At 69.9% G+C, this 24772-nt stretch carries 18 protein-coding genes; 2 read left to right on the top strand and 16 right to left on the bottom strand.

Annotated features, from left to right (window positions below):
• Positions 1 to 52: 52 nt before the first annotated feature.
• The 12 genes from LWF15_RS09665 to LWF15_RS09610 form a co-directional block, all read right to left on the bottom strand.
• Complete coding sequence (locus LWF15_RS09665) at positions 53 to 1057, bottom strand: sugar phosphate isomerase/epimerase family protein (protein WP_232810085.1); 1005 nt, start codon at positions 1055 to 1057, stop codon at positions 53 to 55.
• A 61-nt stretch (positions 1058 to 1118) separates the two neighbouring features.
• Entirely contained in the window at positions 1119 to 4247 is a 3129-nt protein-coding gene (locus tag LWF15_RS09660; RefSeq protein ID WP_232810084.1) for a PQQ-dependent sugar dehydrogenase, read from the bottom strand.
• Positions 4247 to 5374 (bottom strand): sugar phosphate isomerase/epimerase family protein, encoded by a 1128-nt coding sequence (locus tag LWF15_RS09655; RefSeq protein WP_232810083.1) that lies wholly within the window; start codon positions 5372 to 5374, stop codon positions 4247 to 4249. The genes LWF15_RS09660 and LWF15_RS09655 overlap by 1 nt, the downstream gene beginning before the upstream one ends.
• Positions 5375 to 5497: 123 nt before the next feature.
• Positions 5498 to 6694: a Gfo/Idh/MocA family protein gene (locus tag LWF15_RS09650; protein WP_232810082.1), complete on the bottom strand. Its 1197-nt coding sequence runs from the start codon at positions 6692 to 6694 to the stop codon at positions 5498 to 5500.
• A complete protein-coding gene (locus tag LWF15_RS09645; protein WP_232810081.1) occupies positions 6694 to 7755 on the bottom strand; it encodes a substrate-binding domain-containing protein in 1062 nt (353 codons plus the stop codon). Before LWF15_RS09645 ends, LWF15_RS09650 begins: the two co-directional genes overlap by 1 nt.
• Before the next feature lie 34 nt (positions 7756 to 7789).
• Positions 7790 to 8803, bottom strand: coding sequence for an ABC transporter permease (locus LWF15_RS09640; RefSeq protein WP_232810080.1), 1014 nt, complete (start codon positions 8801 to 8803; stop codon positions 7790 to 7792).
• Complete coding sequence (locus LWF15_RS09635) at positions 8800 to 10293, bottom strand: sugar ABC transporter ATP-binding protein (RefSeq protein ID WP_269809916.1); 1494 nt, start codon at positions 10291 to 10293, stop codon at positions 8800 to 8802. The genes LWF15_RS09640 and LWF15_RS09635 overlap by 4 nt, the downstream gene beginning before the upstream one ends.
• A gap of 63 nt (positions 10294 to 10356) precedes the next feature.
• The gene (locus LWF15_RS09630) at positions 10357 to 11544 is read right to left on the bottom strand and encodes an ROK family transcriptional regulator (RefSeq protein WP_232810078.1); all 1188 of its coding nucleotides are present in this window, start codon (positions 11542 to 11544) and stop codon (positions 10357 to 10359) included.
• A 173-nt stretch (positions 11545 to 11717) separates the two neighbouring features.
• The gene (locus LWF15_RS09625) at positions 11718 to 12500 is read right to left on the bottom strand and encodes a MerR family transcriptional regulator (RefSeq protein ID WP_232810077.1); all 783 of its coding nucleotides are present in this window, start codon (positions 12498 to 12500) and stop codon (positions 11718 to 11720) included.
• Positions 12501 to 12507: 7 nt separating this feature from the next.
• Positions 12508 to 13317, bottom strand: a complete 810-nt coding sequence (locus LWF15_RS09620) for an ABC transporter permease (RefSeq protein WP_232810076.1) — start codon at positions 13315 to 13317, stop codon at positions 12508 to 12510.
• On the bottom strand, positions 13314 to 14078 hold the full coding sequence (locus tag LWF15_RS09615) for an ABC transporter ATP-binding protein (protein WP_232810075.1): 765 nt from the start codon (positions 14076 to 14078) through the stop codon (positions 13314 to 13316). Before LWF15_RS09615 ends, LWF15_RS09620 begins: the two co-directional genes overlap by 4 nt.
• 49 nt (positions 14079 to 14127) lie before the next feature.
• Positions 14128 to 15561, bottom strand: coding sequence for a bifunctional folylpolyglutamate synthase/dihydrofolate synthase (locus LWF15_RS09610; RefSeq protein WP_232810074.1), 1434 nt, complete (start codon positions 15559 to 15561; stop codon positions 14128 to 14130).
• Positions 15562 to 15685: 124 nt separating this feature from the next.
• Here LWF15_RS09610 and LWF15_RS09605 point away from each other — a divergent pair, with 124 nt between their 5' ends.
• Both LWF15_RS09605 and LWF15_RS09600 read left to right on the top strand, forming a co-directional pair.
• The gene (locus LWF15_RS09605) at positions 15686 to 16204 is read left to right on the top strand and encodes a SigE family RNA polymerase sigma factor (RefSeq protein ID WP_232810073.1); all 519 of its coding nucleotides are present in this window, start codon (positions 15686 to 15688) and stop codon (positions 16202 to 16204) included.
• Complete coding sequence (locus tag LWF15_RS09600) at positions 16201 to 17097, top strand: hypothetical protein (RefSeq protein WP_232810072.1); 897 nt, start codon at positions 16201 to 16203, stop codon at positions 17095 to 17097. The genes LWF15_RS09605 and LWF15_RS09600 overlap by 4 nt, the downstream gene beginning before the upstream one ends.
• An 18-nt stretch (positions 17098 to 17115) precedes the next feature.
• Here LWF15_RS09600 and LWF15_RS09595 read toward each other — a convergent pair whose 3' ends face one another.
• From LWF15_RS09595 to clpX, 4 genes are all read right to left on the bottom strand, one after another.
• The gene (locus LWF15_RS09595) at positions 17116 to 18033 is read right to left on the bottom strand and encodes a siderophore-interacting protein (RefSeq protein ID WP_232810071.1); all 918 of its coding nucleotides are present in this window, start codon (positions 18031 to 18033) and stop codon (positions 17116 to 17118) included.
• A 175-nt stretch (positions 18034 to 18208) separates the two neighbouring features.
• Complete coding sequence (locus LWF15_RS09590) at positions 18209 to 20581, bottom strand: immune inhibitor A domain-containing protein (protein WP_232810070.1); 2373 nt, start codon at positions 20579 to 20581, stop codon at positions 18209 to 18211.
• 219 nt (positions 20582 to 20800) lie between these two features.
• Positions 20801 to 23188, bottom strand: coding sequence for an immune inhibitor A domain-containing protein (locus tag LWF15_RS09585; RefSeq protein ID WP_232810069.1), 2388 nt, complete (start codon positions 23186 to 23188; stop codon positions 20801 to 20803).
• A 215-nt stretch (positions 23189 to 23403) separates the two neighbouring features.
• The gene (clpX, locus tag LWF15_RS09580; protein ID WP_232810068.1) at positions 23404 to 24684 is read right to left on the bottom strand and encodes an ATP-dependent Clp protease ATP-binding subunit ClpX; all 1281 of its coding nucleotides are present in this window, start codon (positions 24682 to 24684) and stop codon (positions 23404 to 23406) included.
• Between the last annotated feature and the right edge of the window lie 88 nt (positions 24685 to 24772).

Here is a 24772-nt window from a genome sequence, read left to right as displayed (position 1 = left end):
CAAAGGTTGCCGCGCTTCCTCTGCTGACCCTCCTCCGACCCGTCTCTGCGGCCTATCGGGTGCTGAACGCCGCGTCGAAGGCGGCGGCCGGCGGGTCGAACAACTGCGAGCGCACGAACTGCAGGGCCTCGGGGGCACCGACCAGCCGGTCCATGCCGGCGTCCTCCCACTCGATCGAGATCGGGCCGTCGTAGCCGATCGCATTGAGCATCCGGAAGCAGGCCTCCCAGGGCACGTCGCCGTGGCCGGTGGAGACGAAGTCCCAGCCCCGGCGCGGGTCGGCCCAGGCCAGGTGCGAGCCGAGCCGGCCGTTGCGGCCGTTGCCCACCTGACGCTTGGCGTCCTTGCAGTCCACGTGGTAGATCCGGTCCCGGAAGTCCCAGAGGAAACCGACCGGGTCGAGGTCCTGCCAGACGAAGTGCGACGGGTCCCAGTTCAGCCCGAAGGCCTCCCGGTGCCCGACCGCCTCCAGGGCCCGTTGCGCCGTCCAGTAGTCGTAGGCGATCTCGGACGGGTGTACCTCGTGGGCGAATCGCACGCCTTCGGAGTCGAACACGTCGAGGATCGGGTTCCAGCGATCGGCGAAGTCCTGGTACCCGGCGTCCACCAGGTCCTGGGAGACCGGCGGGAACATCGCCACGTACTTCCAGATCGCCGAGCCGGTGAAGCCGACCACGGTGTTCACCCCGAGCCGGGCCGCGGCCCGCGCGGTGTACTTCAGCTCCTCGGCGGCCCGGGTGCGCACGCCCTCGGGCGATCCGTCGCCCCAGACCCGGTCGGAGAGGATGCCGCGGTGCCGCACGTCGATCGGGTCGTCGCAGACCGCCTGGCCGGTGAGGTGGTTGGAGATCGCGTACACGTTCAGGCCGTGCTCGGCCAGCAGGTCGCGGCGGCCCTGCAGGTAGGCATCGTCCTCGACCGCCCGCACCACGTCGAGATGGTCGCCCCAGCAGGCGATCTCGAGTCCGTCGTAGCCCCACCCGGAGGCCAGCCGGCAGACCTCCTCGAACGGCAGGTCGGCCCACTGCCCGGTGAAAAGGGTGATCGGTCGTGCCATCTGAACCTCCCAGCGAGAAAGGCCGCCCGGGTCCTGCGAGGAGGACCCGGGCGGCACGGACCTACTTCTGCACCTGCTTGATCAGGTCGGCCGCGTCACGCTTCAACGCGGCCCGGACATCGGCGTCCTTCACGATCGCCTTCGTCACGGAGGCGCTGAACACCTTCAGCGCCGTGACCTTCTTCTTCGGGTTCTTCAGCTGACGGGCCGTCTCGAGCTCGGCCTGCAGCAGCACCGCCCCGGCCTTGGTCACCTTGCCGTCCTTGCGGAACTGGGTGACCAGGGCCTTGACGTCGGCGAACGAGGTGACCGTGGTGAACTCGACCGTCTTCGTGGTCTTCAGCCCGGCCTTGTCGGTCGCCGTCACACTGACCGTGTGCTTGCCCAGATCCAGGTTCCACAGCGGGATCTCGGCACCCGACTTGATCTCGGCGCCGTCCAGGGTGCCGGCGACGGTGTCCAGGCCACCCTCGTCGGTCGCCTCCCAGGCGGGCTTGACCGACTTCGAGTCACCGATGGACGCCCCGGCCTCGATCCCGGTGACGGTCACCGCGGGCGGCGTGGTGTCGTCGGGGTCCTCCCCACCACCCCCGTCGCCCTTGACGAACGTCAGCTGGTCGAGGATCACCCCACCACTCGAGGTGACGAACAGCTTGCCCGTCCCCTTGGGCTTTTCGGTGAGCTTCACCGTCTTCTCGGCGATCGCCGCACTGTCCACGGCCAGTTCCGCGAACGGTTCGGCGGTGGGCTCACCCCAGTGGAACTTCAGGGTGCCGGCCCCGGACGAGGCCACCGTGACCGACCCGACGGCGTCCAGGTTCACCGGGTCCCAGCCGAGGTGGTCTCCCTCGTCGAACGAGGTGACCTTGCGCAGACCGCCGGCCGCGGCGTCGTCCACGATCTCGACGCCCTTCTGCTCGTCGGCCCACTCGGCCTGCTGCACGTCCGGGTTGAGGATCATCGAGACCTCACCGGTGGCGGCCGGCACCCCGTTCGCCCCGGCGTCGGTGTAGCGGATCACCACCACCCCGAAGATGTTCTCGGTGGCGCCGTGCTCCTGGGCGTCGGCCGGGGTGTTGATCGTGAACGTGCAGCCCGAGCCCTGGCTGAGCGGGTGGGCGTGCAGGTCGTGACCGAGACCGAAGGTCCAGGAGACCCGGTTGCAGACGGTCGCGGTGCCGTCCTCGGCGTCGTTCGTGGTCACGGTGAACGGAACCCCGTCACCCCACTTGAAGAACGACCCGTCGGCCGGGGTGGTGACGTTCACCGTCGGCGCCACGTTGCCCACGCTGATCGCGGTGGACGTGAGGCCGAACTTCCCCTCCGGGTCGGTGACCCGCAGGATCGGCGTGTACCGGCCGAGCTCCTCGTAGGTGTACGAGGTGGTAACGCCGGTGGCGTCGAACGTGCCGTCGGCGTCGAAGTCCCACTCGTACTTGAGCTCCTTGCCCTCCGGGTCCACCGAGTCCTCGGCCGAGAACTCCACCTTCAGCGGGGCCTTGCTGCCGCTGACCGGGTCGGCGGTGATCCGGGCCTGGGGCGACTTGTTGCCCGGGGCCCAGTCGATCCGGTAGAGCCCGGCGTCCGGGTTCTGCCGGAAGAAGCCGTCGCCGTAGTCCAGCACGTACAGCGAACCGTCGGGCCCGAACTCGATGTCGATCGGGCTGTCGGTGATCGCCTGGTTGCCGACGGTCAGCTCCTTGTTGGGCAGGAAGTGCTCGATCTTGGAGACCGGGCCGGCCGGCCACTCGAGCGTGAACGCCGCCAGGTAGTCCTGCGAGAACTCGGCGAAGAACGCCTTGTCGTCCCAGTACTCGGGGAACTTGGTGGTGGAGGCGTTGTCGGCGTCGTAGTGGTAGACCGGGCCGCCCATCGGGCCCTGACCGCCCTGCGGGTCGAAGTCGGTCAGTTCCGGCCAGGGCTGGTCGTCCGCGTCGTCCCCGTAGTAGAGGGTTGCGGGCGTGGCCGGCGGCAGGGTGTCCAGACCGGTGTTCCATCGCGAATTGTTCTCCGCGCCCGCGGCGCAGTCGAAGAACTCACCCGGGGCAGACGTCTCGAAGTTCCACTCGTTGTAGTTGAAGTTGTTGCCGGTGCAGTACGGCCAGCCCGAGTTCATCGGCTTGTCGATCCCGGTGGTCTGCCACTCGACCAGGCCCATCGGACCGCGCTCGGCACTGGGCACCGCCGAGTCCGGCCCGTAGTCACCCCAGGAGACGCTCTTGGTCTCCGGGTCGACATCGATCCGGAACGGGTTGCGCACCCCCTGGACGAAGATCTCCGGTCGGGTCTTGGCGGTGCCTTCCGGGTAGAGGTTGCCCTCGGGCACGGTGTACGACCCGTCGGCGGCGACCTTGATCCGCAGGATCTTGCCCCGGAGGTCGTTCGTGTTGCCGGCGCCCCGGCGGGAGTCGAAACCGGGGTTGTAGCCGGGCCGGTCGTTGTTCGGCGCGAAGCCGTTGGCCCCCGGGGTACTGGCCGGGGTGTTGTCGCCGGTGGCCAGGTAGAGGTTGCCCTCGGCGTCGAAGTCGACGTCACCGGCCACGTGGCAGCACTGCCCGCGCTGCACCTCGACCTTGATGATCACCTGCTCCGACTCCAGGTCGAGCTTGCCGCTCTCCAGGTCGAACTTCACCCGGGAGAGCTGGTTGTAGCCCTTCCACTGGTCCCAGTAGGACTCCTCCTGCCCGGCCGGGAGGGTGTTGGGCGCCGAACCGGCCGGCGTGCTGGCCGGGTACGGCGCGTCCATCGTCTTCGGCGCGTAGAAGAAGTAGACCCAGCCGTTCTCGGCGAAGCCCGGGTCGAGCGTGACGGTCTGCAGACCGTCCTCGGAGTTGTTGTAGACGTCGAACTTCCCGGCCTGGGAGCTCACCCCGGTGGTCGGGTCGACCAGGCGCACCACCCCGTCGCGGGCCGTCGTGAGCACCCTCCGGTCGGGCAGCACGGCCAGGTCGATCGGCTCCCCGGTGTCCTTGGTGAGCAGGATCTTCTCGTAGTTCTCCCAGTTCACCGGGTCGTCCGGGTCACCGGGGGCCTCGGCCGCCGGTTTGGCCCCGTGGTGCCCCGCCGCGTTGTCGGCAGCCCGCGAGGAGGCCGGGTTGGCCAGCACCATCGCCAGCACCGTGGCCGAGGTCAGCACCCCGGCCAGGAGCAGGGTGAACAGCCTGATCCGGAGCAGGCTGCGAGCCGGCATCACAGGCTCGCCAGGTGCTGGTAACCGATCCTCGCGTGCTGCAGCGACTGGGCCGGGGCGGTGGTACCACCCGGGGCGGTGTCCTGCTCGACCATCGGGTTACGGCTGTCGGTGCGCCCCACCCGGCGGAAGAACTTCTCGTAGTCGATCTGCCCGGTGCCGAAGGGCACGATGTTGTAGCCGTTGGGCACGTCCTGGTCGGGCTCACCGTCCTTGGCGTGGAACAGCGGGAACCGGGCGTTGGCGGTCAGCACCGTGGCGGCCGGGTCGAACAGGTCCTTGCGGGTGGAGCCGTCCGGGGCGGTGAACTCCCTGAACTTGTACTGGGCCACGTGCGCCCAGAACACGTCCATCTCCAGGTGCACGAACTTCGGGTCGGTGATCTTGAGGAAGTACTCCAGCCGCCGGATCCCGCTGCTGCGCGTGGGGTTGCCGGCCGCGTCGGCCGGGCCGCTGTCGAGCAGGAAGCTGTACGCCGCGTCGTGGTTGTGGGTGTAGAGCTTCAGCCCGGCCCGCGCCGCGATCTTGCCCAGCGCGTTCCACTTCTCCGCGGCCACGTCCCAGTCGGCCTTGAAGGCGCTGTTGGTCGGGTCGGCGCCGGTGCCGATGTGCTGCATGCCGAGGATGTTGGCGATCTCGGTGTGCAGCTTGAAGCGCTCCAGGTCGGCGTCGGTGAACGGCCAGGAGGAGGGGATGAAGCCGTGGTTGCCCTGGGCCCGCAGGCCGTTGTCGTCCAGCCACTTGCGCAGCTGCTTGGCGCCCTCGACCGACTCCAGCGAGGCGCCGCCGGGGGCGTTGGCGTGCTGGTTGTAGCCGGCGAACTCGATCTGCTTGTAGCCGATCTTCGCCAGGGCCTCGAACACCTCCTTGAAACCGGAGGGGCCGTTGAACGCGTTCGGGTCGCGGGAGATGGCGTCGCGCACGGTGTAGAGGATGATCCCGCGCTTGCCCCGGGGGATCGAACCGCCTCCTCCCCGGCCGGCCGGAGCGGCCGAGGCGGGCAGGGCGGGCACCGCGACGGCAGCCGCGGCGGCCAGTCCGGTGCTCGCTGCGAAGAGCTGACGACGGTTCAGCCGCAGGGCTCTGGCCAGGGCTGATGGCTCGTTCTGCGATGGTGCGTCGAACATGCTGTGTCTCCTAGACTGGAGCGGTCAGGGGGGCGTTCCGATCTCGAGCTAGGTGCTGTTCTCCTTCCTGGTGGGTTCCCGCCGGTGTGCCAGCACCGGCGGGAACCATCGCGTGCGGGAAAATCAGGCGGCGCTGGTGGCGGCGACCGGCGCGGGCAGCGACTGCCAGCGCGATCCGGCGGCGGCCGAGTCGGCCACCGCGGCCAGCACCTGCTGCACCTGCAGCCCCTCCTCGAACGACGGCGTGGGGTCGGTGCCGTTGCCCAGATCGGTCAGCAGGTCAGCGATCTCGTGGGTGAAGGAGTGCTCGTAGCCGATCAGGTGCCCGGCCGGCCACCACGCCCTCAGGTACGGGTGCTCCGGCTCGGTGACCAGGATCCGGGTGAACCCCCCGGTCTCCGCGGCGGCGGTGCCGTCGTACAGGTGCAGCTCGTTCATCGACTCGAAGTCGAAGGCCAGGCTGCCCAGGCTGCCGTTCACCTCGATCCGGATGGCGTTCTTGCGCCCCCCGGCGAACCGGGTGGCCTCGAACGACCCGAGGGCCCCGCTGCCGAACCGGCCGATGAAGAGGGCCGCGTCGTCCACGGTCACTGCACCGGTGCCGCCTCCGGTACCGGCTGAGAGACCGGACGAGGCAGCAGGCAACGGGCGTTCCTTGACGAAGGTCTCGGTCAGCCCGCTCACCCCGGCCAGCTGGTCGCCCACGATGAACTGGGTGGCGTCGACGATGTGGGCGCCGATGTCGCCCAGCGCCCCGCTGCCGGCCCGTTCCGCCTGCAGCCGCCAGACCAGCGGGAACTGCGGGTCGATGATCCAGTCCTGCAGGTACTGGGCCCGCACGTGCCGGATCTCCCCCAGCCGGCCTTCGGACACCAGCTTGCGGGCCAGCGCGATGGCCGGCACCCGCCGGTAGTTGAACCCGACCATCGAGCGCACCCCGTGCAGCCGGGCCTGCTGGGCCGCGGCCACCATCAGCTCGGCCTCGGCCACCGTGTTGGACAGCGGCTTCTCGCACAGCACGTGCTTGCCCGCGGCCAGCGCGGCGATCGCGATCTCGGCGTGGGTGTCCCCGGGTGAGCAGATGTCGATGATCTGGATGTCGTCCCGTTCGAGCAGCGCCCGCCAGTCCGTCTCCACGCTCTCCCAGCCGAGTTTCGCCGCCGCGCCCTCCGTCGCCGCCCGGTCCCGGCCACAGATCGCGGTCATCCGGGCGGTGGCCGGCAGGTCGAAGAAGTGCCCGGCCGAACGCCACGCCTGGGAGTGCGCCGCCCCCATGAAGGCGTAGCCGATCATCCCTACCCCGAGGGTGTTTTCCGCCATCAGGACTCGAATCCCAGAGAGAGGTACTGGTCCACGTTCTCCTTGGTCACGGTCTCGCTGGTCAGCGTGATCGAGGCGGGCACCCCGAGCTCGACCAGGTCGGACATCCCCTTGTTCTGCCCCACCAGCCGGGCCAGCTTGACCGCCGAGGCGGCCATGCTCGGCGGGTAGGTGACGGTCGCCTTGACCACCCCGGAGTCGGCCTTGATCAGGTCCATCATGTTCTTCGAGCCGGCCCCGCCGACCATGATGAACTCGTCCCGCCCGGCCTGGTCGATCGCCGCCAGCACGCCCAGGCCCTGGTCGTCGTCGTGGTTCCAGAGCGCGTCGAGCTTCGGCGCGGCCTGCAGCAGGTTGCTGGTCACCTGCTGCCCGGACTCGACCGTGAACTGGGCGCTGACCTGGTTGGAGACCTTGAACCCGGCGGTCGCCAGGGCCTCGGCGAAGCCCTTGCTGCGGTCCTGGGTGAGCGGCAGGTCGGCGATGCCCTGGACCTCGCCGATCACCGGGTTCTTCACGCCCTTCGCCTGCAGCTGCTGCACCAGGAAGTACCCGGCCGCGGCGCCCATGCCGTAGTTGTCGCCGCCGATCCAGGTGCGCGCACCCCGGGGCGAGGAGAACACCCGGTCGAGGTTGATCACCTGGATCCCGGCCTCCATCGCCTTCACCCCGACCTCGGTCAGGGCGTTGCCGTCGAACGGCAGGATCACCAGCACGTCGACGTTGCGGCTGATCAGCGTCTCCACCTGGGAGATCTGCTGGTTCACGTCGTTGCTGCCCTCGACCGCCTGGAAGTCGACGTCCGGGTACTTCTTGGCCTCCTCCTCGGCCTTGGTGGTGATCGCACCGATCCAGCCGTGGTCGGCGGCCGGGGCGCTGAACCCGATCACCACCTCCTGGCCGGGCTCGTCGTTGCCGCTGCCGGTGGCGGCCGCCTGGGTGGTGGCGGCGGCGTCTTCGGTCTCCGGCTCGTTGCTGGTGCAGGCGGCGAGAAAGCCGGCCGCACCGAGCAGTCCGGACCCGACGAGCAGACGCCGGCGGTCGAGAGCGAAACGGTCCATCGGAACCTCCGTGGGATGGGTGGGCGGGAATGCCCTAGCTGGAGCTGCTTTCGCGGTTCGCGCGGCGCTGGAGCAGCACGGCCGCGACGATGATCAGGCCCTTGGCGATGTTCTGGGTCTCGGTGGGCAGGTTGTTCAGGATGAAGATGTTGGTGATCACGGTGAAGACCAGCACGCCCAGGACCGAGCCGACCAGGGTGCCGCGGCCGCCGGTGAGCAGGGTCCCGCCGATGATCACGGCGGCGATCGCGTCCAGCTCGTAGAGCTGGCCGTGGGTGCTGGAGCCGGTGGTGGTGCGGGCCAGCAGCATGATCGCGGCGATCCCGCAGCAGGTTCCGGAGAGCACGTAGAGCAGGGCCGTGTTCAGCCGGGTGTCGATCCCGGCCAGCCGGGCGGCCTCGGTGTTGCCGCCGATCGCGAAGGTGCGCCGACCGAAGGTGGTGCGGTTCAGCAGCACCCAGCCCACGGTCGCCACCAGGGCGAGAATGATGACCAGGAGCGGGATCCCGAGGACGTCGGTGGTCGCCAGATCCTTGATCGGCTGCTCGGTGACCACCTGGGAGCGGTTGTCGGCCAGGCGGGCGGCCAGCCCCCGGGCCGACACCATCATGGCCAGGGTGACGATGAAGGCGACCAGCCGGCCGTAGGCGATCAGCAGGCCGTTCACCAGCCCGGCGCCGGCCCCGACGAGGATCGCGCAGAGCGCCATCATCCACGGCCCGTACGACTGGGTGGCCAGGGTGGTGGCCCAGACCGAGGCCAGGGCCACCAGCGCCCCCACCGACAGGTCGATGCCGCCGCCGATGATCACGAACGTCATGCCGATCGTGACCACACCGATCGTGGCCGAGCTGACCAGGATGTTCTCGAGATTGTCGGCGGTCAGGAAGTTCTCGCTGGAGGCCGCCCCGATCACGGCCAGCACGGCGAGCACCGCCACCAGGCCGAGGTTGCGCACCTCGGTGCCGCGCAGCCGGGCGAGCACGCCGGAGCGGGCCGGCGCCGCCGCCGGGGCGGCCGTCCGGTCTTCGGAAAGGGCCTCGCTCATCGCACGATTCCTTCCATCACCAGGTCGAGCACCCGGTGCTCGTCGAGTTCACCGGCCGGGGCGGTGTGCACCACCCGCCCTTCACGCATCACCAGCACCCGGTCGGCCAGGCCGAGCACCTCCGGAACCTCGCTGGAGACCAGCAGGACGCCCATCCCGGCGTCGGCCAGGCGCCGCACCAGGGCGTAGATCTCCGAGCGGGCGCCCACGTCCACACCTCGGGTCGGCTCGTCGAGCAGCAGCAGCCGGGTCGACCCGAGCAGCCACCGGGCCAGCACCACCTTCTGCTGGTTGCCGCCGGAAAGCGTTCGTACCGGCCGGGTCACGTCGGCCGGGCGCACCTCCAGCCCGGACGTCGCCTCCTGCGCCGTGGTCCGCTCCCGGCGCCGGTCCAGCCAGCCGGGCAGGCCCTTGGTCATCCTCGGCAGCGAGGCCAGCGTGACGTTACGGGCCACCGGTTCACCCAGCAGCAGGGCCTGGCTCTTGCGCTCTTCCGGCGCCAGCCCCATTCCCGCCTTCACCGCCGCCCGCACCGAACCGGCCGGCAGCTCGCGCCCGTCCATGACCACCGAACCGGAGGTACGCCGCCGGGCCCCGTAGATCGTCTCCAGAACCTCCGAGCGCCCGGCCCCCACCAGCCCGGCCAGACCGACGATCTCGCCGGGCCGGACGGTCAGGCTGACGTCCTCGAAAGAGCCCTTCAGGCCCAGACCGTCGACCTTGAGCAGGAACTCCTCGGGAAACACCGGTGCCTCGTCGCGTGCCGGGAACAGGTACTCCACCCGCCGCCCGGTCATCAGCGACACCAGGTCTGCGGTGGGCGTGCTCCGGGCCGGCAGCCCGGTGGCCACCGTGCGACCGTCCTTCAGCACCGTGACCTGGTCACCGATCTGCCGGATCTCCTCCAGACGGTGCGAGATGTACACCACCGCAACGCCTTCGGCGATCAGGTCGCGGATCACCCGGAACAGGTTCTCCACCTCGTCGTGGGCCAGCACCGCCGACGGCTCGTCCATCACGATCAGCCGGGCGTCCCGGGCCAGGGCGCGGGCCAGGCTGACGATCTGCTGCTGCGCGGCCGAGAGCCGGCCCACCTCACGGCCGACCGGGATCTCCGGGTGGCCGAGCTTCTTCAGCACCTGCTGGGCGGCCGCCCCCTGGGCTCCGCGGTGCACGAACCCGGCGGTGGCCTTCTCGTGGCCCAGGTAGAGGTTGTCGGCCACCGAAAGACCGGGCACCAGGTCGAGTTCCTGGTAGATGGTGGCGATGCCGCGCTGGATGGCGGCCGAGGGCGAGGAGAAGCTGACCTCCTCGCCCGCCCAGGTGATCTGCCCCTCGTCCGGGCGGTGGGCTCCGGCGAGAACCCGGATCAGGGTGGACTTCCCGGCGCCGTTCTGGCCGAGAAGACAGTGCACCTGGCCCGCGGCGACGTCGAGGTCGACGCCGTCCAGGGCCCGGACACCGGGGAACTGCTTGACGATGCCGCGCATGCGCAGCAGGACGTCGTCCACTGTGGCCTCCTCGTCGAGGTCAGGATGGAGCGCGAAGAACGTTCAGTTGGTGGCGAATACCGAGTCTGAGATGAGCCGCCCGGCACCCACGACTCCCGCGGTGCCGCCGAGCTCGGACAGGACGATGGGCAGATTGCCGGTCGCCAGAGGAAGCGAACGGCGGTAGACGACGCTGCGGATCTCGGCGAGCAGAGGGTGACCGAGGCCGGCCACGCCGCCCCCGATCACCACCAGACCAGGGTTGAAGAAGCTGACCAGAGAAGCCAGGACCTTGCCGATCCGGGTTCCGCCGTCGCGCACCAGGGCCAGGCTGACCGGGTCCCCGGCGTCCGCCGCGGCCCCGACATCCCTGGCTGAGAGCGGATTTCCGGCCAGCAGGCGTTCGGCCAGCCAGTCCGAGCGGCCGCTGCGGGCCGCCGCCTCGGCGTCGCGGGCCAGGGCGGCGCCACCGAAGGCGGCCTCCAGGCAGCCGGTGTTGCCACAGGCGCAGACCGGACCGTGGCCGTCCACCTGGATGTGCCCGATGTCGCCGGCCGAGCCGTTCACCCCGCGGTAGATCTCCCCGCCGACCACGATGCCGCAGCCGATGCCGGTCCCGATCTTGACGAAGAGCAGGTCGCGCACACTGCGCGCGGTGCCGGCGTGCAGTTCGCCGAGGGCCATCACGTTCACGTCGTTGTCGACCATGACCGGGGCGCCGAGCGCCGCGCCGAGCACGTCGCGGATCGGGAAGCGGCTCCAGCCGGGCATGATCGGCGGCGCCACCAGTGCGCCCTCGGCCTGGCTGACCGGGCCCGGCACCCCCACCCCGACCCCGGTGATCGTGCCGTCGAGCTCGGCCCGGACCTTGGCCACCAGATCGGTGGCCTGGTCCAGCACCGGTCCCGGGCCCAGGCGCACGTCGGTCTCGGCCCGGTCCTGCCCGAGCAGGTTCAGCTCACCGTCCAGCACCGCCACGTCGATCGAGGTGGCGCCGATGTCGACACCGACGAAGCGCAGGTTCTGGGAGAGCGCGACCATCTGCGAGCGCCGGCCGCCGCGCGAGGCGGCCAGCCCGACCACGTCCACGAAGCCCAGCTCGGCCAGCCGCTCGACCTCGATCGCGACCTTCGACTTGGACAGCTCCACGGCGTCGCCGAGCTCGGCCCGCGACTGCGGGCCGCTGTCTCTCAGGATCCTGAGGAAGCGGGCCTGGTGCCGGTTCTCCGGACGGGTGCCGACTCGCGCCACGATGCCGACCTCCCCGTCCGTGTCCGATCACTACCCCTGTGTAGCGTCTGTGAGGGACAGTAGTCAGCCTTCGCCCATTTTGTGAAGAACTTCGGCCACAAAAAACAAAAAGTCCGGTGAGCGGTCGATCGCCGGCGATTGAGGACGATGCTGGGCCCGGATCGCGGACCCGGTCACCTCGGGTGCCCCTCGGCGAGCATCTGCTCCAGCTGGAGCAGGGCCGGGGTCTTGGCCGCGGTGAACAACACCGTCAGCATCCGGGCCAGTTCCGCGTCCTCCTCCTGCCACCCCTCGGGCAGATCGGCCGCGGTCGGCTGGAGGGTCCCGATGATCTCGTCGGCCACCTCGCGCAGCCGCGGGTCGTCCGGCTCCCAGTGCTGGGCCTGGTCGTAGAGCACGTACTGCCGCAGCGCCGTCGGCGCGGCCAGCCAGGAGATCTTGTCCAGCAACAGTTCCCGGCCGCGAACGGGATACCGGGCGAGAATCAGCACCCAGCCGTCCCGTTCCGCCCGCAACGCCCACTCACTCACTCCCGCTGCCCGCAGCGTCTCCAGGAGATTGCCGAGTTCACCCGGCAGGAGGGCATTCTCACCTCGGCCCAGTGCGGTGAGCCGCTCCCTACGCAACTGGAGCTCCGAGATCTGGCGGTCGAGATCGTCCTCAATTTCCTGCACTGCCTCGGCCAGCACCGGCTGCGGCACCTCGAGGAGCTCCTGCACCCGGGCCAGCGGTACCCCGGCCTCCGAAAGCGTGCGGATCTTCAGCAGGTCGAGCACCGCCCGGGCGCCGTAGCGCCGGTAGCCCGAGGCGTCGCGTTCCGGCTCGGCCAGCAGTCCCCGCTGGTGGTAGTGCCGAACCGCCCGCACCGTGACTGCGGTGTAGGCGGCCAGCTGTCCGATCGTGAGCGACGCGTCGGCCGGAACCGGCCCGACCGAGGCGCGCGCATCGTCCGTCATCGGTGTCTCAGCTCTTCCTGACCTCGGCGAAACGGCGGGCAGCAGCAGCGTAGGCGAGCACCCCGACGGCCAGGCACCAGAGCACCGCGACCACTGCGTCCGAACCCGGATCGCGTCCCTGCAGCAGGGCCCGCAGGGTCTCGGCCAGTGGCGTGAAGGGCTGGTACTCGGCGAACCAGCGCACCGCCGTGGGCATCGTCTCGGTGGGGATGAAGGAGCTGCTCACGAAGGGCAGGAGCTGCACCAGAAGTGGCGTGTTGGAGGCGGCTTCGGGGTTCGGCGAGCGCAGCCCGATCAGCACCGCCAGCCAGGTGATGGCCAGGGCCATCAGCATCAGCAGGCCGAACGCGGCCAGCCAGTCCAGCACATTTCCCTGGGGCCGGAATCCCATCAGCACAGCGGCGCCGATCACCAGCACGGTGCTGATCGCGGTCTGCACCAGGCTGGCCAGCACATGGCCGGTGAGGAAGGCGCCGCGGGAGATCGGCAGGGTGCGGAACCGGTCGACGATGCCGGAGGTGAGGTCCACGCAGACGGCCACGGCGCTGCTGGTGCAGCCGGAGGCCACGGTGATCAGGAAGACGCCGGGTGCCAGGTAGTTGATGTACCCGCCCTCGCCCTGCACCCCGATGCCGGCGCCGAGCGGGCGGCCCAGCAGACCGGCGAAGAGCAGCAGGATCACCACCGGCACGAGCAGCACGCCCACGGTCAGGCCCGGGTAGCGAAGAGCCCGCCTGAGGACGCGTCGCAGCATCGTGAGCGAGTCGGTGAACGGACGCGGGGTGGTTGCGGTGAGGTTCGGGGCGATGGCGCTCATGACAGCGAGTCCTCCTCGGGAGCAACGGGAATCGGGCGGCCGGTCAGGGCCAGGAACACGTCGTCGAGGTTCTGCGCCCCGGGAACCTGCTGCTTGAGCTCGGCCGGGCTGCCCTCGGCGACGAACCGGCCGTGGTCCAGCACGGCGATCCGGTCGGCCAGCTGGTCGGCCTCCTCCAGGTACTGGGTGGTGAGGAAGATCGTGGTGCCGGACCCGACCAGTTCCTGCACGATCTGCCAGACCGCGCGGCGGCTGCGCGGGTCGAGGCCGGTGGTCGGCTCGTCGAGGAAGACGATGCGCGGGCGGCCGATCAGGGTCATGGCCAGGTCGAGGCGACGCCGCAGGCCGCCGGACAACGAGCTCGCCGGGCGGCCGGCCACCTCTTCGAGGTCGAAGTGGGCCAGCAGCTCGGCCACCCGACGGCGGCCCTCACGCCGCCCCAGGTGCAGCAGGTCGGCCACCAGGACCATGTTCTCGTGACCGGTGAGCAGCTCGTCCACCGCGGTGAACTGGCCGGTCAGGCCGATCGAGGCGCGCACCGCGTCGGCCTCGTGCACCGGGTCGTACCCGGCAATGCGCACCTGCCCGGCGTCGGGGGCCAGCAGGGTGGCCATGATCCTGACCATCGTGGTCTTGCCGGCGCCGTTGGGGCCCAGCAGGCCGAAGACGGTTCCCTCGGGAACCTCCAGGTCGACGCCCCGCAGGACGCCGACCTCACCATAGGACTTCTGCAGTCCCCGGATCGCGATCGCTGTGTTCATGACAGCGATCCTCGAAGGTTGACCCTGCGTCAGGGTCAACCCCCGATCTCTAACGGATCCGGAAGAGCCGGCGGACGTCGGCCGCCATCGTCACCGAGCCGGTGGCCAGGACCCCGCCGCCGATCATCCCGCCGATCTCGGCCTGGCCCATCGCGTAGTCGAGGGCGTCGTCGAGCCGCTGGAAGCTGGCCACCCGGTCGTCGCCGAACACGTCCTCGGCGATCTCGGTCAGCTCGTCCACGTCCATCGCCCGCGGCGAGGAGGTGCGGGTGACGACGACCTCGGAGAGCACCGGCTCGAGCGCGCCGAGGATGCCCTCCGCGTCCTTGTCCTCCAGCACCGCCACCACCCCGACCAGCTTGCTGAAGCCGAAGGCCTCTTCGAGGGAATCGGCGAGAACCTGCGCGCCGGAAGGGTTGTGGGCCGCGTCGATCAGCACCGTCGGGCTCTGCCGGACCATCTCCAGGCGCCCGGGCGAGCTCGCGTCGGCGAACGCGGCCCGCACCACGTCGATGTCGAGACCCGTTCCCTCGCGGGAGTTGTCGGTCTCGGCCCAGTCGCGCCCGTCGGACAGCAGGAAGGCCTCGACCGCGGCCAGCGCGGTGGCCGCGTTCTGCGCCTGGTGCGCGCCGTGCAGGGGCAGGAAGAGGTCGGGGTAGACCGCGGCGATGCCCTGCAGGGTGAGCAGCTGGCCGCCGACCGCGACCTCCCGGCTGCTGACGCTGAACTCGTACCCTTCCCGGAACACCGTGGCGCCCACCTCGGCCGCCCGCTGCAGCAGGGGCTCCATGGCCTCCTCGAGCTGCTCCGAAAGCACGGCCACAGCGCCGGGTTTGATGATCCCGGCCTTCTCGGTGGCGATCGTGGCCGGGTCGTGGCCGAGGAACCGCTCGTGGTCGACCCCCACCGGGGTGACCACGGCCACCCGGGCGTCGACGATGTTGGTCGCGTCCCACGAGCCGCCCAGGCCGACCTCGACCGCGGCGACGTCGACCGGGGTGTCGGCGAACGCCGCGTAGGCCATCGCCACCAGCACCTCGAAGTACGTCAGCCGCGGGTTGCCGGCCTCGGCGTTGCGCTGGTCGACCAGGTCGAGGTAGGGCTTGATCTCGTCGTAGACCTCGACGAAGCGCTGCTGGTCGATCAGCTCGCCGTCGATCGAGATCCGCTCGCGCACGTCGTTCAGATGCGGGCTGGTGAACCGGCCGGTGCGCAGGTTGTGCTCGCGCAGCAGCCGCTCGATCATCCGCGTGGTCGAGCTCTTGCCGTTGGTGCCGGTGACGTGCACCGCCTCGAACGCCCGCTGCGGGTCGCCGAGCAGCTGGGCCACCGCCTGGATCCGGTCCAGGCTGGGCACCAGGTCGTGCTCGGGGGCCCGGTCGAGAATCTCCCGGTAGACCTCCGCCGACCGGCGGGACAGCGCCTCGGCGGCCGCCGTCTCCTTGGCATCGCGCTGCGGCCCGTGGCCCGAAACCCGCGCCATCAGCGCACCCACACCTTGCTGCTGTTCATTCCGGAGAGCGTAGTCGGGGCCGTCGGTAAACCCTGCACCCCACCCCGCGGCTGTGCATGGTCATGGACCAGCCACGAGGGGAAGGATGGCCGGGATGCCAGCTCCACCGCGCGCAGTCTCCGGGGGTAAGCAGGTCGTGGACTACGAGGAGTTCTACCGGCGGGAGTTCGGCCGGATGGTGACGCTCGCCTGCGCGGTCTCCGGCAGCTGGCTGACCGCCGAGGACGTGGCCCAGGACGCGCTGCTGCAGGCCCGGCAGAACTGGGACCGGGTCGGCCGCTACGACCAGCCCGGTGCCTGGCTGCGCCGGGTCACCATCCAGCTGGCCTCCAAGCGGCTGCGCCGGGCCCGGGTCGAGGCCGCCGCCCTGCTCCGGCTGGGCAGTACCCCCACGCCACTGCCTCCCGGCCCAGAAGAGGTCGAGACGGTGCTGGCGGCGATCCGGCAGCTACCCCGGCAGCAACGCGCGGCCGTGGTGCTGGCCTACCTGGAAGACCGCAGTGTGCGTGAGGTGGCCGAGATCATGGGCTGCGCCGAGGGCACTGCCAAGGCCCACTTGTTCAAGGCCCGGGCCTCGCTGGCCCAGATCCTCGGGGAAGGCGACCAGCGATGAGCGACCTCGACGACCGCCTGCGCAACGCCCTGCACGACCTGAACGACCGGGTGGGCGCGTCGGTACCGACACATCAAGAACAATGGACGAGGCCCTCCCGCACTTTGCCGTTCCTGGTGCCCCTCATGGCGGGGGTCGCCGTTCTCGGCATCCTGCTCGGCGCCCTGATCTTCCTCGGCCAGGACCAGGGCGGCGAGGCGCCGGCCGCTCCTTCGGCGCTCCCCACTCCGGTGGTGGATCATCTGGACGAGAGCATCCCCAGCCAGTCGGCCGCCGAGGCCGAGCGGGACGGGGTGTACCCGCAACTGGCCGAACTGCCGTTGGCCGAGCGCCTCATCGGTGAGGACCTCCCCGAAGTCACCACCCCGGAGGGCGTCTGGACGATCCGTCACGCCGATGCGTTCGACGAGGGCGATCCGTTCGGCGCCGACGGCTGCCTCGCCCCGGCCGGCCCGGCCCGCTCGTACCCGTTCTGCGGCGAGTACAGCGAGGTGCTGCTGCTCTCGCCCGACCGCAGCCGGATCCTGCGCGCCTTCCCGATGGCCGACCGGATGTACTGGCTCACCGTCACGCCGGACGCGGTGTACTGCGGCCACGACGGCGACGGGGGCCTGCCCCGGTCCAGCGTCTGCCGGATCGACCGGGAGACCCTGGACGTGGTCGGAGTGCAGTTCCGCTGCCCCGAAGGCCTGGCCGACTGCTCCGACGACCCGGGCGAGGCCACCCGGCTGGGCAAGTACCCGGGCAAGTGGTCGCTCGGCGACCCGGTGGCCGGGGCGGCCTCGGTGGAACTGGGTGACGGTGGGGGCTACCTGGCTCTGTTCGTCCGCGACGCAGAGGGAAAGAACACCGCGGCGCTGTATCCCGACACCCTGGAGCCGGCCCTCTTCTGAGGGCCGGGCGGGCCGGGCCTAGAGCCCGGCCCGCTCGTACTCCTCGTCCAGCAGCTCCGACGCCTCGGCGTTGCTGAGGCCGTGCTCGATCGCGTCGTAGTACACCTTCACCAGCTGGTCGCCCCCGACCTTCTGGTAGGTCTCGGCCCAGCGCTCCGCGTCCTGACGCCAGTAGCCCACGGTGGTCACCCGCTCCAGCGGCCAGCCGTGCTCCTTACGCATCAGCTTCCGGATCGCCCGGGACTGCGCCGCCTCACCGGAGTACCAGACGTAGCCCGGGCCCTGGCCGAGCAGCTCGGGCAGCTTGGCGGCGATCAGGTCGCTCAGCGCGCCGGGGGCCACCCCGTTGCCGGTGCCCACGCTCGCGTCCACGCTGTGGGCGTTGCACTGGGTGGTGGGCAGCGCCGCCAGGTCGTCGGCGTCGGCCGTCTCGACCATCGCGTGCACCTGCGGGCCGTCGGCCGGGCACTCCTCGATGATCCGGGCGAGCGCGGGCAGGCCGGTCAGGTCGGCCGCGGCCAGGATCCACTTCGCGTCGGCCGGGGGCTCGTACCAGCACCGGGGGCGGGTGATCAGCAGCTCCTGCCCGACCTGGGCGTTGACCGCCCACTCCCCCGCGACCCCGCCCGGGTGCACCACGAAGTCGACGGTCATCCGCGCGTTCTCACCCGCTTCGAAGGCCCGCACGGTGTAGTTGCGGCCCTCCGGCGCGGTCTGCGGGTCGTGGTGGCCCCACACGCCGTCCTTCTCGGTCACCGGCGCGGGTCGTTCCTGGCCCGGCCGGGGGAACCAGAGCACGACCGCCTCGTCCGGCACGTTCAGCGGCTCGTAGCCGGACAGCTCGGGACCGCCGAAGACGATCCGCACCAGGTGCGGGCTCAGTCGTTCGGTGGCCACGACCTCGGCGTACAGCGCGCCGGACGGGTTGTCGGTCATGCGTTCGTTCAGCTCCCAGCTCGGGGACCGCCACCGGGACCAGCGGCTTAGGGCAGCCTAACCTTAAGTCAGGAACCGCTGCCGATCCAGGGGCGTGAACTGCACGACAGCTGCCGGACGCGCCGACGGCGCCCCGGTCGGTGACCGGGACGCCGTCGTCGAACTGCGGTTCAGATCACTTGGTGGTCACCCGGATCGTGGACGAGGCCCCGCTCTGCTTGGTCACCTCGATCCGGACCCCGGCTCCGGCCACCTTCACCCCGTGGTCGAGCTGCTTGGGGTCGAAGTAGTTCTTGGTGTCGTCGAAGACCGGGTTGCCCTTCAGACCCTTGATGGTCTGCTTCTTGCCCTCCCAGTGCAGGGTGATGCTGTCGGCCTTCTTCTTGCCGAACGGCGCGTCGTACAGCTGCACCCGGGTGCGCCACGGCTTGCCGTCGGACCGGATCAGGGCCTTGGGGTGGGCGTCGACGTTCAGGTTGCGGCCCTGGCCCGGGTGCACGCTCACGTCGTTGTCGTCGAACGCGGTGTCCCAGTAGGTGACCAGCAGGCCCTCCTGGTAGGGGAAGTGCTCCGCGTAGTCGGGCCGGGTCTTGGCCCAGCCGTAGTTGTACGGGCCGGTCTTCAGGTACTTGTCGTAGCTGATGTACGACCGGTTGGCGGCGATGTAGTAGTGGTCGTACTCCACTTCCTGGGTGCCCTGGGCCCGTCGGAAGCCCTTCGCCGCCCAGGCCGCGTCGACGGTCTCGGCACCGTCCTCGAACACGACCGTGTCACCGGCCCGCACCGCGATCTGGTCCAGGAAGATCCCGGCCGGCTGACCGGCGCCCTGGTTGCCCGCGGTGGCCGGGTCGGTGGCGTAGCGGAAGCGCAGCTGCACCTTCTTGCCGGCGTAGGCGGACAGGTCGAAGGTGGCCGGCTTCCAGCCCTTGCTCACCCCGTCGATGCCGTTGCCCTCGGCGGCGTTGGTGATCGAGCCGGGCAGCACCTTGTAGCCGCTGCCGTCGTCGACCTCGACGAAGGCGTAGTCGCAGGCGGTCTCGCCGCAGTCCTCGATGTTCCAGTTGGCCTGGAAGGTCAGCTGGGGCGAGCCGGCCGGCAGGTCGACCGAGCGGGTCAGGGTGTTGGTCAGGTCGTTGCCGGTGTCGCTGTACCACTGGTACTCACCGGCAGCGGGCGCGACCAGCTTCTCCTGCACCTTCTTCTTGGGCAGGACGACCACTGCGGCCTGCGGCTTCTTGGTGTTGTACTCCGAGGGGCCGAGGTCGATGGTGCGCTTCTTGTCCTTACCGGCCTGCACCACCTCGAAGTCCAGCCAGCCGAGCTGGAGCTTCTCCCAGGCGCCGATGTCACCGGCCCGGGTGCCGAGCGCCTCGCCCTTGCCGCTGAGCCGGCTCTGCGCCATCAGCGACCACCACTCCACGGGGCTGCCCTCACCCCCGGAGATGTCGTAGTTGTCGGGCAGGCCCAGGTCGTGGCCGTACTCGTGGGCGAACACGCTCAGCCCGCCGTTCTCGGGCTGCGTGGTGTAGTCGCCGACCCAGATGCCGGTGTTGCCGATCTGGGTGCCGCCCAGCTGGTTGTTCGCCGGGCCGGCCGCGCCGGCCTGGTCGAAGTAGGCGTACCAGCGGTGGCTCCAGACCGCGTCCTCACCCTGCTGCGGGTCCTGGTCGGCCTGGTCGCCGCCGGCGTGGACGATCTGGAAGTGGTCGACGTAGCCGTCCGGCTCGTTGAAGTTGCCGTCCCCGTCGAAGTCGTAGCGGTCCCACTGGTCGAACTCGGCGACCGCGGCCTTGATCTGCGCGTCGGTCTGCCCCTTGGCCTTCTGGTCGGCGACCCAGGCCTTGAGCCCGTCGGTCACCATCTCCCAGGTGTTCTCGCAGATCGTGTCCGGGCAGGGGTAACCGTTGGAACGGCCGTAGCGGGCCTCGTTGTACGGCAGCTTCACCCAGTCGGTGACGGTGCCCTCCACGCTGTAGCGCCCGGACGACTGCGTCTCGTAGTAGGTCTTGAGCGACTCGACGCCCTTGCCCTCACCGAAGTACAGGTCCTGGTAGTGCTTCTGGCTGTAGTCCTTCTGCCAGACCGTGGTGTTGTCGTCCTTGCCCGGCGCCGGGATCTTGTTGTGCAGCGGCCCGTCGAACACCGTGGGACCGACGAAGTCGGGGTCGGTGTCCTGGTCCGGGTAGTCCGGGTGCCGCTGGTCGCCGAACTCGGCCAGGACCACGAAGATCCGGTCGGTCTGCTCACGGGCCAGCTCGACGTACTTGTCGTCGGCCTTGCCCTTGCGCCCGGCCATCTTGACGACCTGGCTGCCGTTCCTCTCCTGAACCTTCGCCTCGCCGTTCAGCACCCGGGTCAGGGCCTCCTGGCGCAAAGCCCGGGCCTTGTCCTGCTGGGGGCTGGACAGGTCGTCACTGCCGTGAGTGTGCTCGGCACCGTCCACGGCGGGTTGCGCCCGAGGAATCGCCGCCGAGGCCGTGCCGGGGAGGGTGATCGCCGCTCCCGCGGCCAGGGATAGGGTCGCCAGACCCACCAGGACTTTTCGCACTCAGACCTCCGAGTCCGCCGATCCCACGGTCCAGGTGCCGCAGGACTCGGAGTAGAACCTAAGCCAATCGACAGCTCCCGTTAAGGTGCTTTCTGTTATTTGTCGGGTCAACGGCAAGAAACCTGGACGAAACCCGCCGATCCCGTCACCCCCGCCCCACGCACAACAGCGCCCCGGCCGGTCGGCCGGGGCGCTGTCGAACTGCGAGGTCGGGCGGTCTCAGGGGGTGGTGACCCGGACCGTCATGTGGGTCTTCTTCTGCTTCAGCACCTCGATCCGCACCCCGGCACCCCGCACCTTCACCCCGTGGTCGAGCTGCACCGGGTCGAAGTAGTTCTGCTTGTCGTCGAAGACCGGATTACCGGGCCGCTTCGGGATCTTCGTCTTCTGCCCCGCCGTGTGCAGGCCGAGGCTGTCGGTCTTGTCCAGGCCGAACGGTGCGTCGAAGAGCTGGATGCGGGTCCGGAACGGCTTCCCGTCGTTGCGGAACAACGGGGCCGGGTGCGCGTCCACGTAGAGGTTGCGCCCCTCCCCCGGGTGCTCGCTGACATTGTTGTCAGCCTGCGACAGGTCCCAGTAGGAGACCAGAAGCCCTTCCTGGTAGGGGAAGTGCTCGGCCCACTGCGGCCGGTCCGGCCAGCCGAAGTTGTACGGGCCGGTCTTCAGGTACTGGTCGTAGCTGACGTAGGAACGGTGCCCGGCGATGTAGTAGTTGTCGTAGAACGAGGAAACGGTGCCCTTCGTCCGCGCGAAACCGCTTGCCAGCCAGCCGTTGTTGCCGTTCTCCGCGTCGTCGGCGAAGGCCCCGGCAACGGTGATGTCGTCGAGGAAGAGCCCGGCCGGGCGCTTCGGGTCGGCGCCGGCCGCGGCCGGGTCGGTGGTGTAGCGGAAACGAAGGGCGATGTTCTTGCCCGCGTACGCACTCAGGTCGAACGAAGCCGGCTGCCAGCCCTTGCTCGCCCCCTCGATCGCGTTGCCCTCAGCGGGGTTCGTGATCGAACCGGGCAGCGCCTTCCACGTACCCCCGGTGCTGACCTCCACGTAGGCGTAGTCGCAGGCCTCCTTCTCGCAGTCCTCGATGTTCCAGTTGGCCTGGAAGGTGAGCTTGGGCGCGCCCTTCGGCACGGTGAGCACCCGGCCGAGGGTGTGCGAGATCAGGTCTCCCGACCCGCTCCACCACTCGTACGACCCGCTCGGTGGCTGCGGCAGCTGGGTGACGACCTCCTTGAGCGGCAGAGGCACGATCACCGCCTGCGTCCGGGAGGTGTTGTACTCCTGCGGGCCGAGCTCCACGACCCGGTCGCGGCGGCCGAACGGCACCAGCTCGTAGTCCAGCCAGCCCAGCATCAGCTTCTGCCAGGCCCCGAGGTCACCGGCCCGGCTGCCCACCGGCTCGCCCGCTCCGCTCAGCCGGCTCTGTGCCATCAGCGACCACCACTCCACCGGGCTGCCCTCGCCCCCGGCCGTGTCGTAGTCGTCCGGCAGCCCCAGGTCGTGCCCGTACTCGTGGGCGAAGACGTCCATGCCGCCGTTCTCCGGCTGCATCGTGTAGTCGCCGACCCAGATGCCGGTGTTGCCGACCTGCGAGCCGCCCAGCCGGTTCCCGGCCGGTCCGGCGACCCCCAGCTGGTCGCGGTTGACGTACGAGCGGTGGCTCCAGATCGCGTCCTCGCCCTGCTGGCGGTCCCCGTCGGCCTGGTCCCCGCCGGCGTGCACGACCTGGAAGTGGTCGATGTACCCGTCCGGCTCGTTGAAGTTGCCGTCCAGGTCGAAGTCGTAGCGGTCCCACCGGTCGAACCCGGCCATGTCCGCCTTGATCTGGGCGTCGGTGCGCCCGGCGGCCTTCTGCCCGTCCACCCACACCTTCAGCGCGTCGGACACCAGGGACCAGACGTTGGTGCAGACCGAGGTGGGGCAGGGATAGCCGTCGGATCGGCCGTAGCGGGCCTCGTTGTACGGCACCCGCACCCAGTCGGTCACCGTGCCCTCGACGCTGTAGCGCCCCGAGCTCTGCGTCTCGTAGTAGGTGCGCAGCGACTCGCCGGCCCCGAAATACAGGTCCTCGTAGTGCTTCTTGTCGTAGTCCGGCTGCCAGTTGGTGGAGTTGTCGTCGGCGCCGGGCTTCTGGATCTGATTGCGCAGCGGACCGTCGAACACCGCCGGGCCCGGTGTGTCGGGATCGGTGTCCTGGTCCGGGAACTGCGGGTGGCGCTGATTGCCGAACTCGGCCAGCACCACGAAGATCTTGTCGGTCGTCTGCCGGCCGAGTTCCACGTACTGGCCCTCGCCGGGGTCGCTGCCGCGTGCCTTCACGCCATCCGCGGCGTCGGCCGCGCCGGCCAGACGCACCACCTTGCTGCCGTTGCGGGTCTCCACCTCGGCCTGCCCGTTCAGGACCTGGGTGATCGCCTTCTCCCGCAGAGCGCGGGCTTTCACCTGCAGAGGCCCGACCAGGTCGTCGTCCGACACCCCGGAGACCGAGGCGCCGTCCACCGGAGCCGCGGCCGCCCTCGGTGCCGCCGCGGCTGCGGCCCCGGCCGGGCCGGTGGCCACGGCGCTGCCGCCGATCGCCAGGACGGCCAGCCCCACCAATACTTTCCGATTCACTTCGCGTTCCCCCGAGAAGTTCCGTGCGCCCCATCCCCGTAGCTGCTTGGGGCGACGCAGGCGATCTTCTCCGAGTCCCTGCTGGTAACCACCACCCGAACCGGGTATTGAACCGTTCGCCCCCCGGTGGTGCGGCAAACGACCGAGGCGACCACCCCGTCCTCAATTGATGGACGTGGGTGGTCGCCTCGGTTCGGTTCCGGCGGCCCGGTGGGTCAGGCCGACTTCTCGCGCCGCTCCCGCGGCTTGCGGACCGGTGCCTCGCGGGGCACCAGGGTCGGGTTCACGTTCTCCAGCACGACCTCGCGGGTGACCACGCAGCGGGCCACGTCGTCGCGGCTGGGCACGTCGAACATGACCGGCAGCAGGACCTCCTCGACGATCGCCCGCAGACCCCGGGCGCCGGTGCCGCGCAGGATGGCCTGGTCGGCGATGGCGTCGAGCGCGTCGTCGGAGAACTCCAGCTCCACGCCGTCGATCTCGAACATCCGCTGGTACTGCTTGACCAGCGCGTTCTTCGGCCGGGTGAGGATGCGCACGAGCGCCTCCCGGTCGAGGTTGGAGACCGTGGTGATCACCGGCAGCCGGCCGATGAACTCGGGGATCAGCCCGAACTTCAGCAGGTCTTCCGGCATCACGTCGGCGTAGGAGTCGGCGTCCGCCTTCGGCTGGTGCAGGGGGGCGCCGAACCCGATGCCCCGCTTGCCCACCCGGGACTGGATGATCTGGTCCAGCCCGGCGAACGCCCCACCCACGATGAACAGCACGTTGGTGGTGTCGATCTGGATGAACTCCTGGTGCGGGTGCTTGCGCCCGCCCTGCGGCGGGACCGAGGCGGTCGTGCCCTCCAGGATCTTCAGCAGCGCCTGCTGAACCCCCTCGCCGGAGACGTCCCGGGTGATCGAGGGGTTCTCCGACTTCCGGGCGATCTTGTCGACCTCGTCGATGTAGATGATCCCGGTCTCGGCCTTCTTGACGTCGTAGTCCGCCGCCTGGATCAGCTTCAGCAGGATGTTCTCGACGTCCTCGCCGACGTAACCGGCCTCGGTGAGAGCGGTCGCGTCGGCGATGGCGAACGGCACGTTCAGCATCTTGGCCAGGGTCTGGGCCAGATACGTCTTGCCGCAGCCGGTCGGGCCGATCAGGAGGATGTTCGACTTGGCGATCTCGACCGGCTCGTCGCCGCGCCGGCCGGGCTCGCCCGCCTGGATCCGCTTGTAGTGGTTGTACACGGCCACCGCGAGGCTCTTCTTCGCCGGCGTCTGCCCGACCACGTACTGCTCGAGGAAGTCGAAGATCTCCTTCGGCTTCGGCAGCTCGACCAGGCCGAGCTCGCTGGCCTCGGCCAGCTCCTCCTCGATGATCTCATTGCACAGGTCGATGCACTCGTCGCAGATGTAGACGCCGGGCCCGGCGATGAGCTTCTTCACCTGCTTCTGGCTCTTTCCACAGAAAGAGCACTTCAGCAGGTCGCCACCGTCTCCGATGCGTGCCACGCGCAGTCCTTCCTCCGGGGGGCTTACTGGCTCTCCGCCACGTCGTGCATCCGACCGGCCCCAGCACCATTCAACGCCACTGGGACGC

It is taken from the genome of Kineosporia rhizophila (assembly GCF_021277265.1).
Taxonomy (GTDB): Bacteria; Actinomycetota; Actinomycetes; order Actinomycetales; family Kineosporiaceae; genus Kineosporia; species Kineosporia rhizophila.
This window is presented reverse-complemented; position numbering and strand designations above follow the sequence as displayed.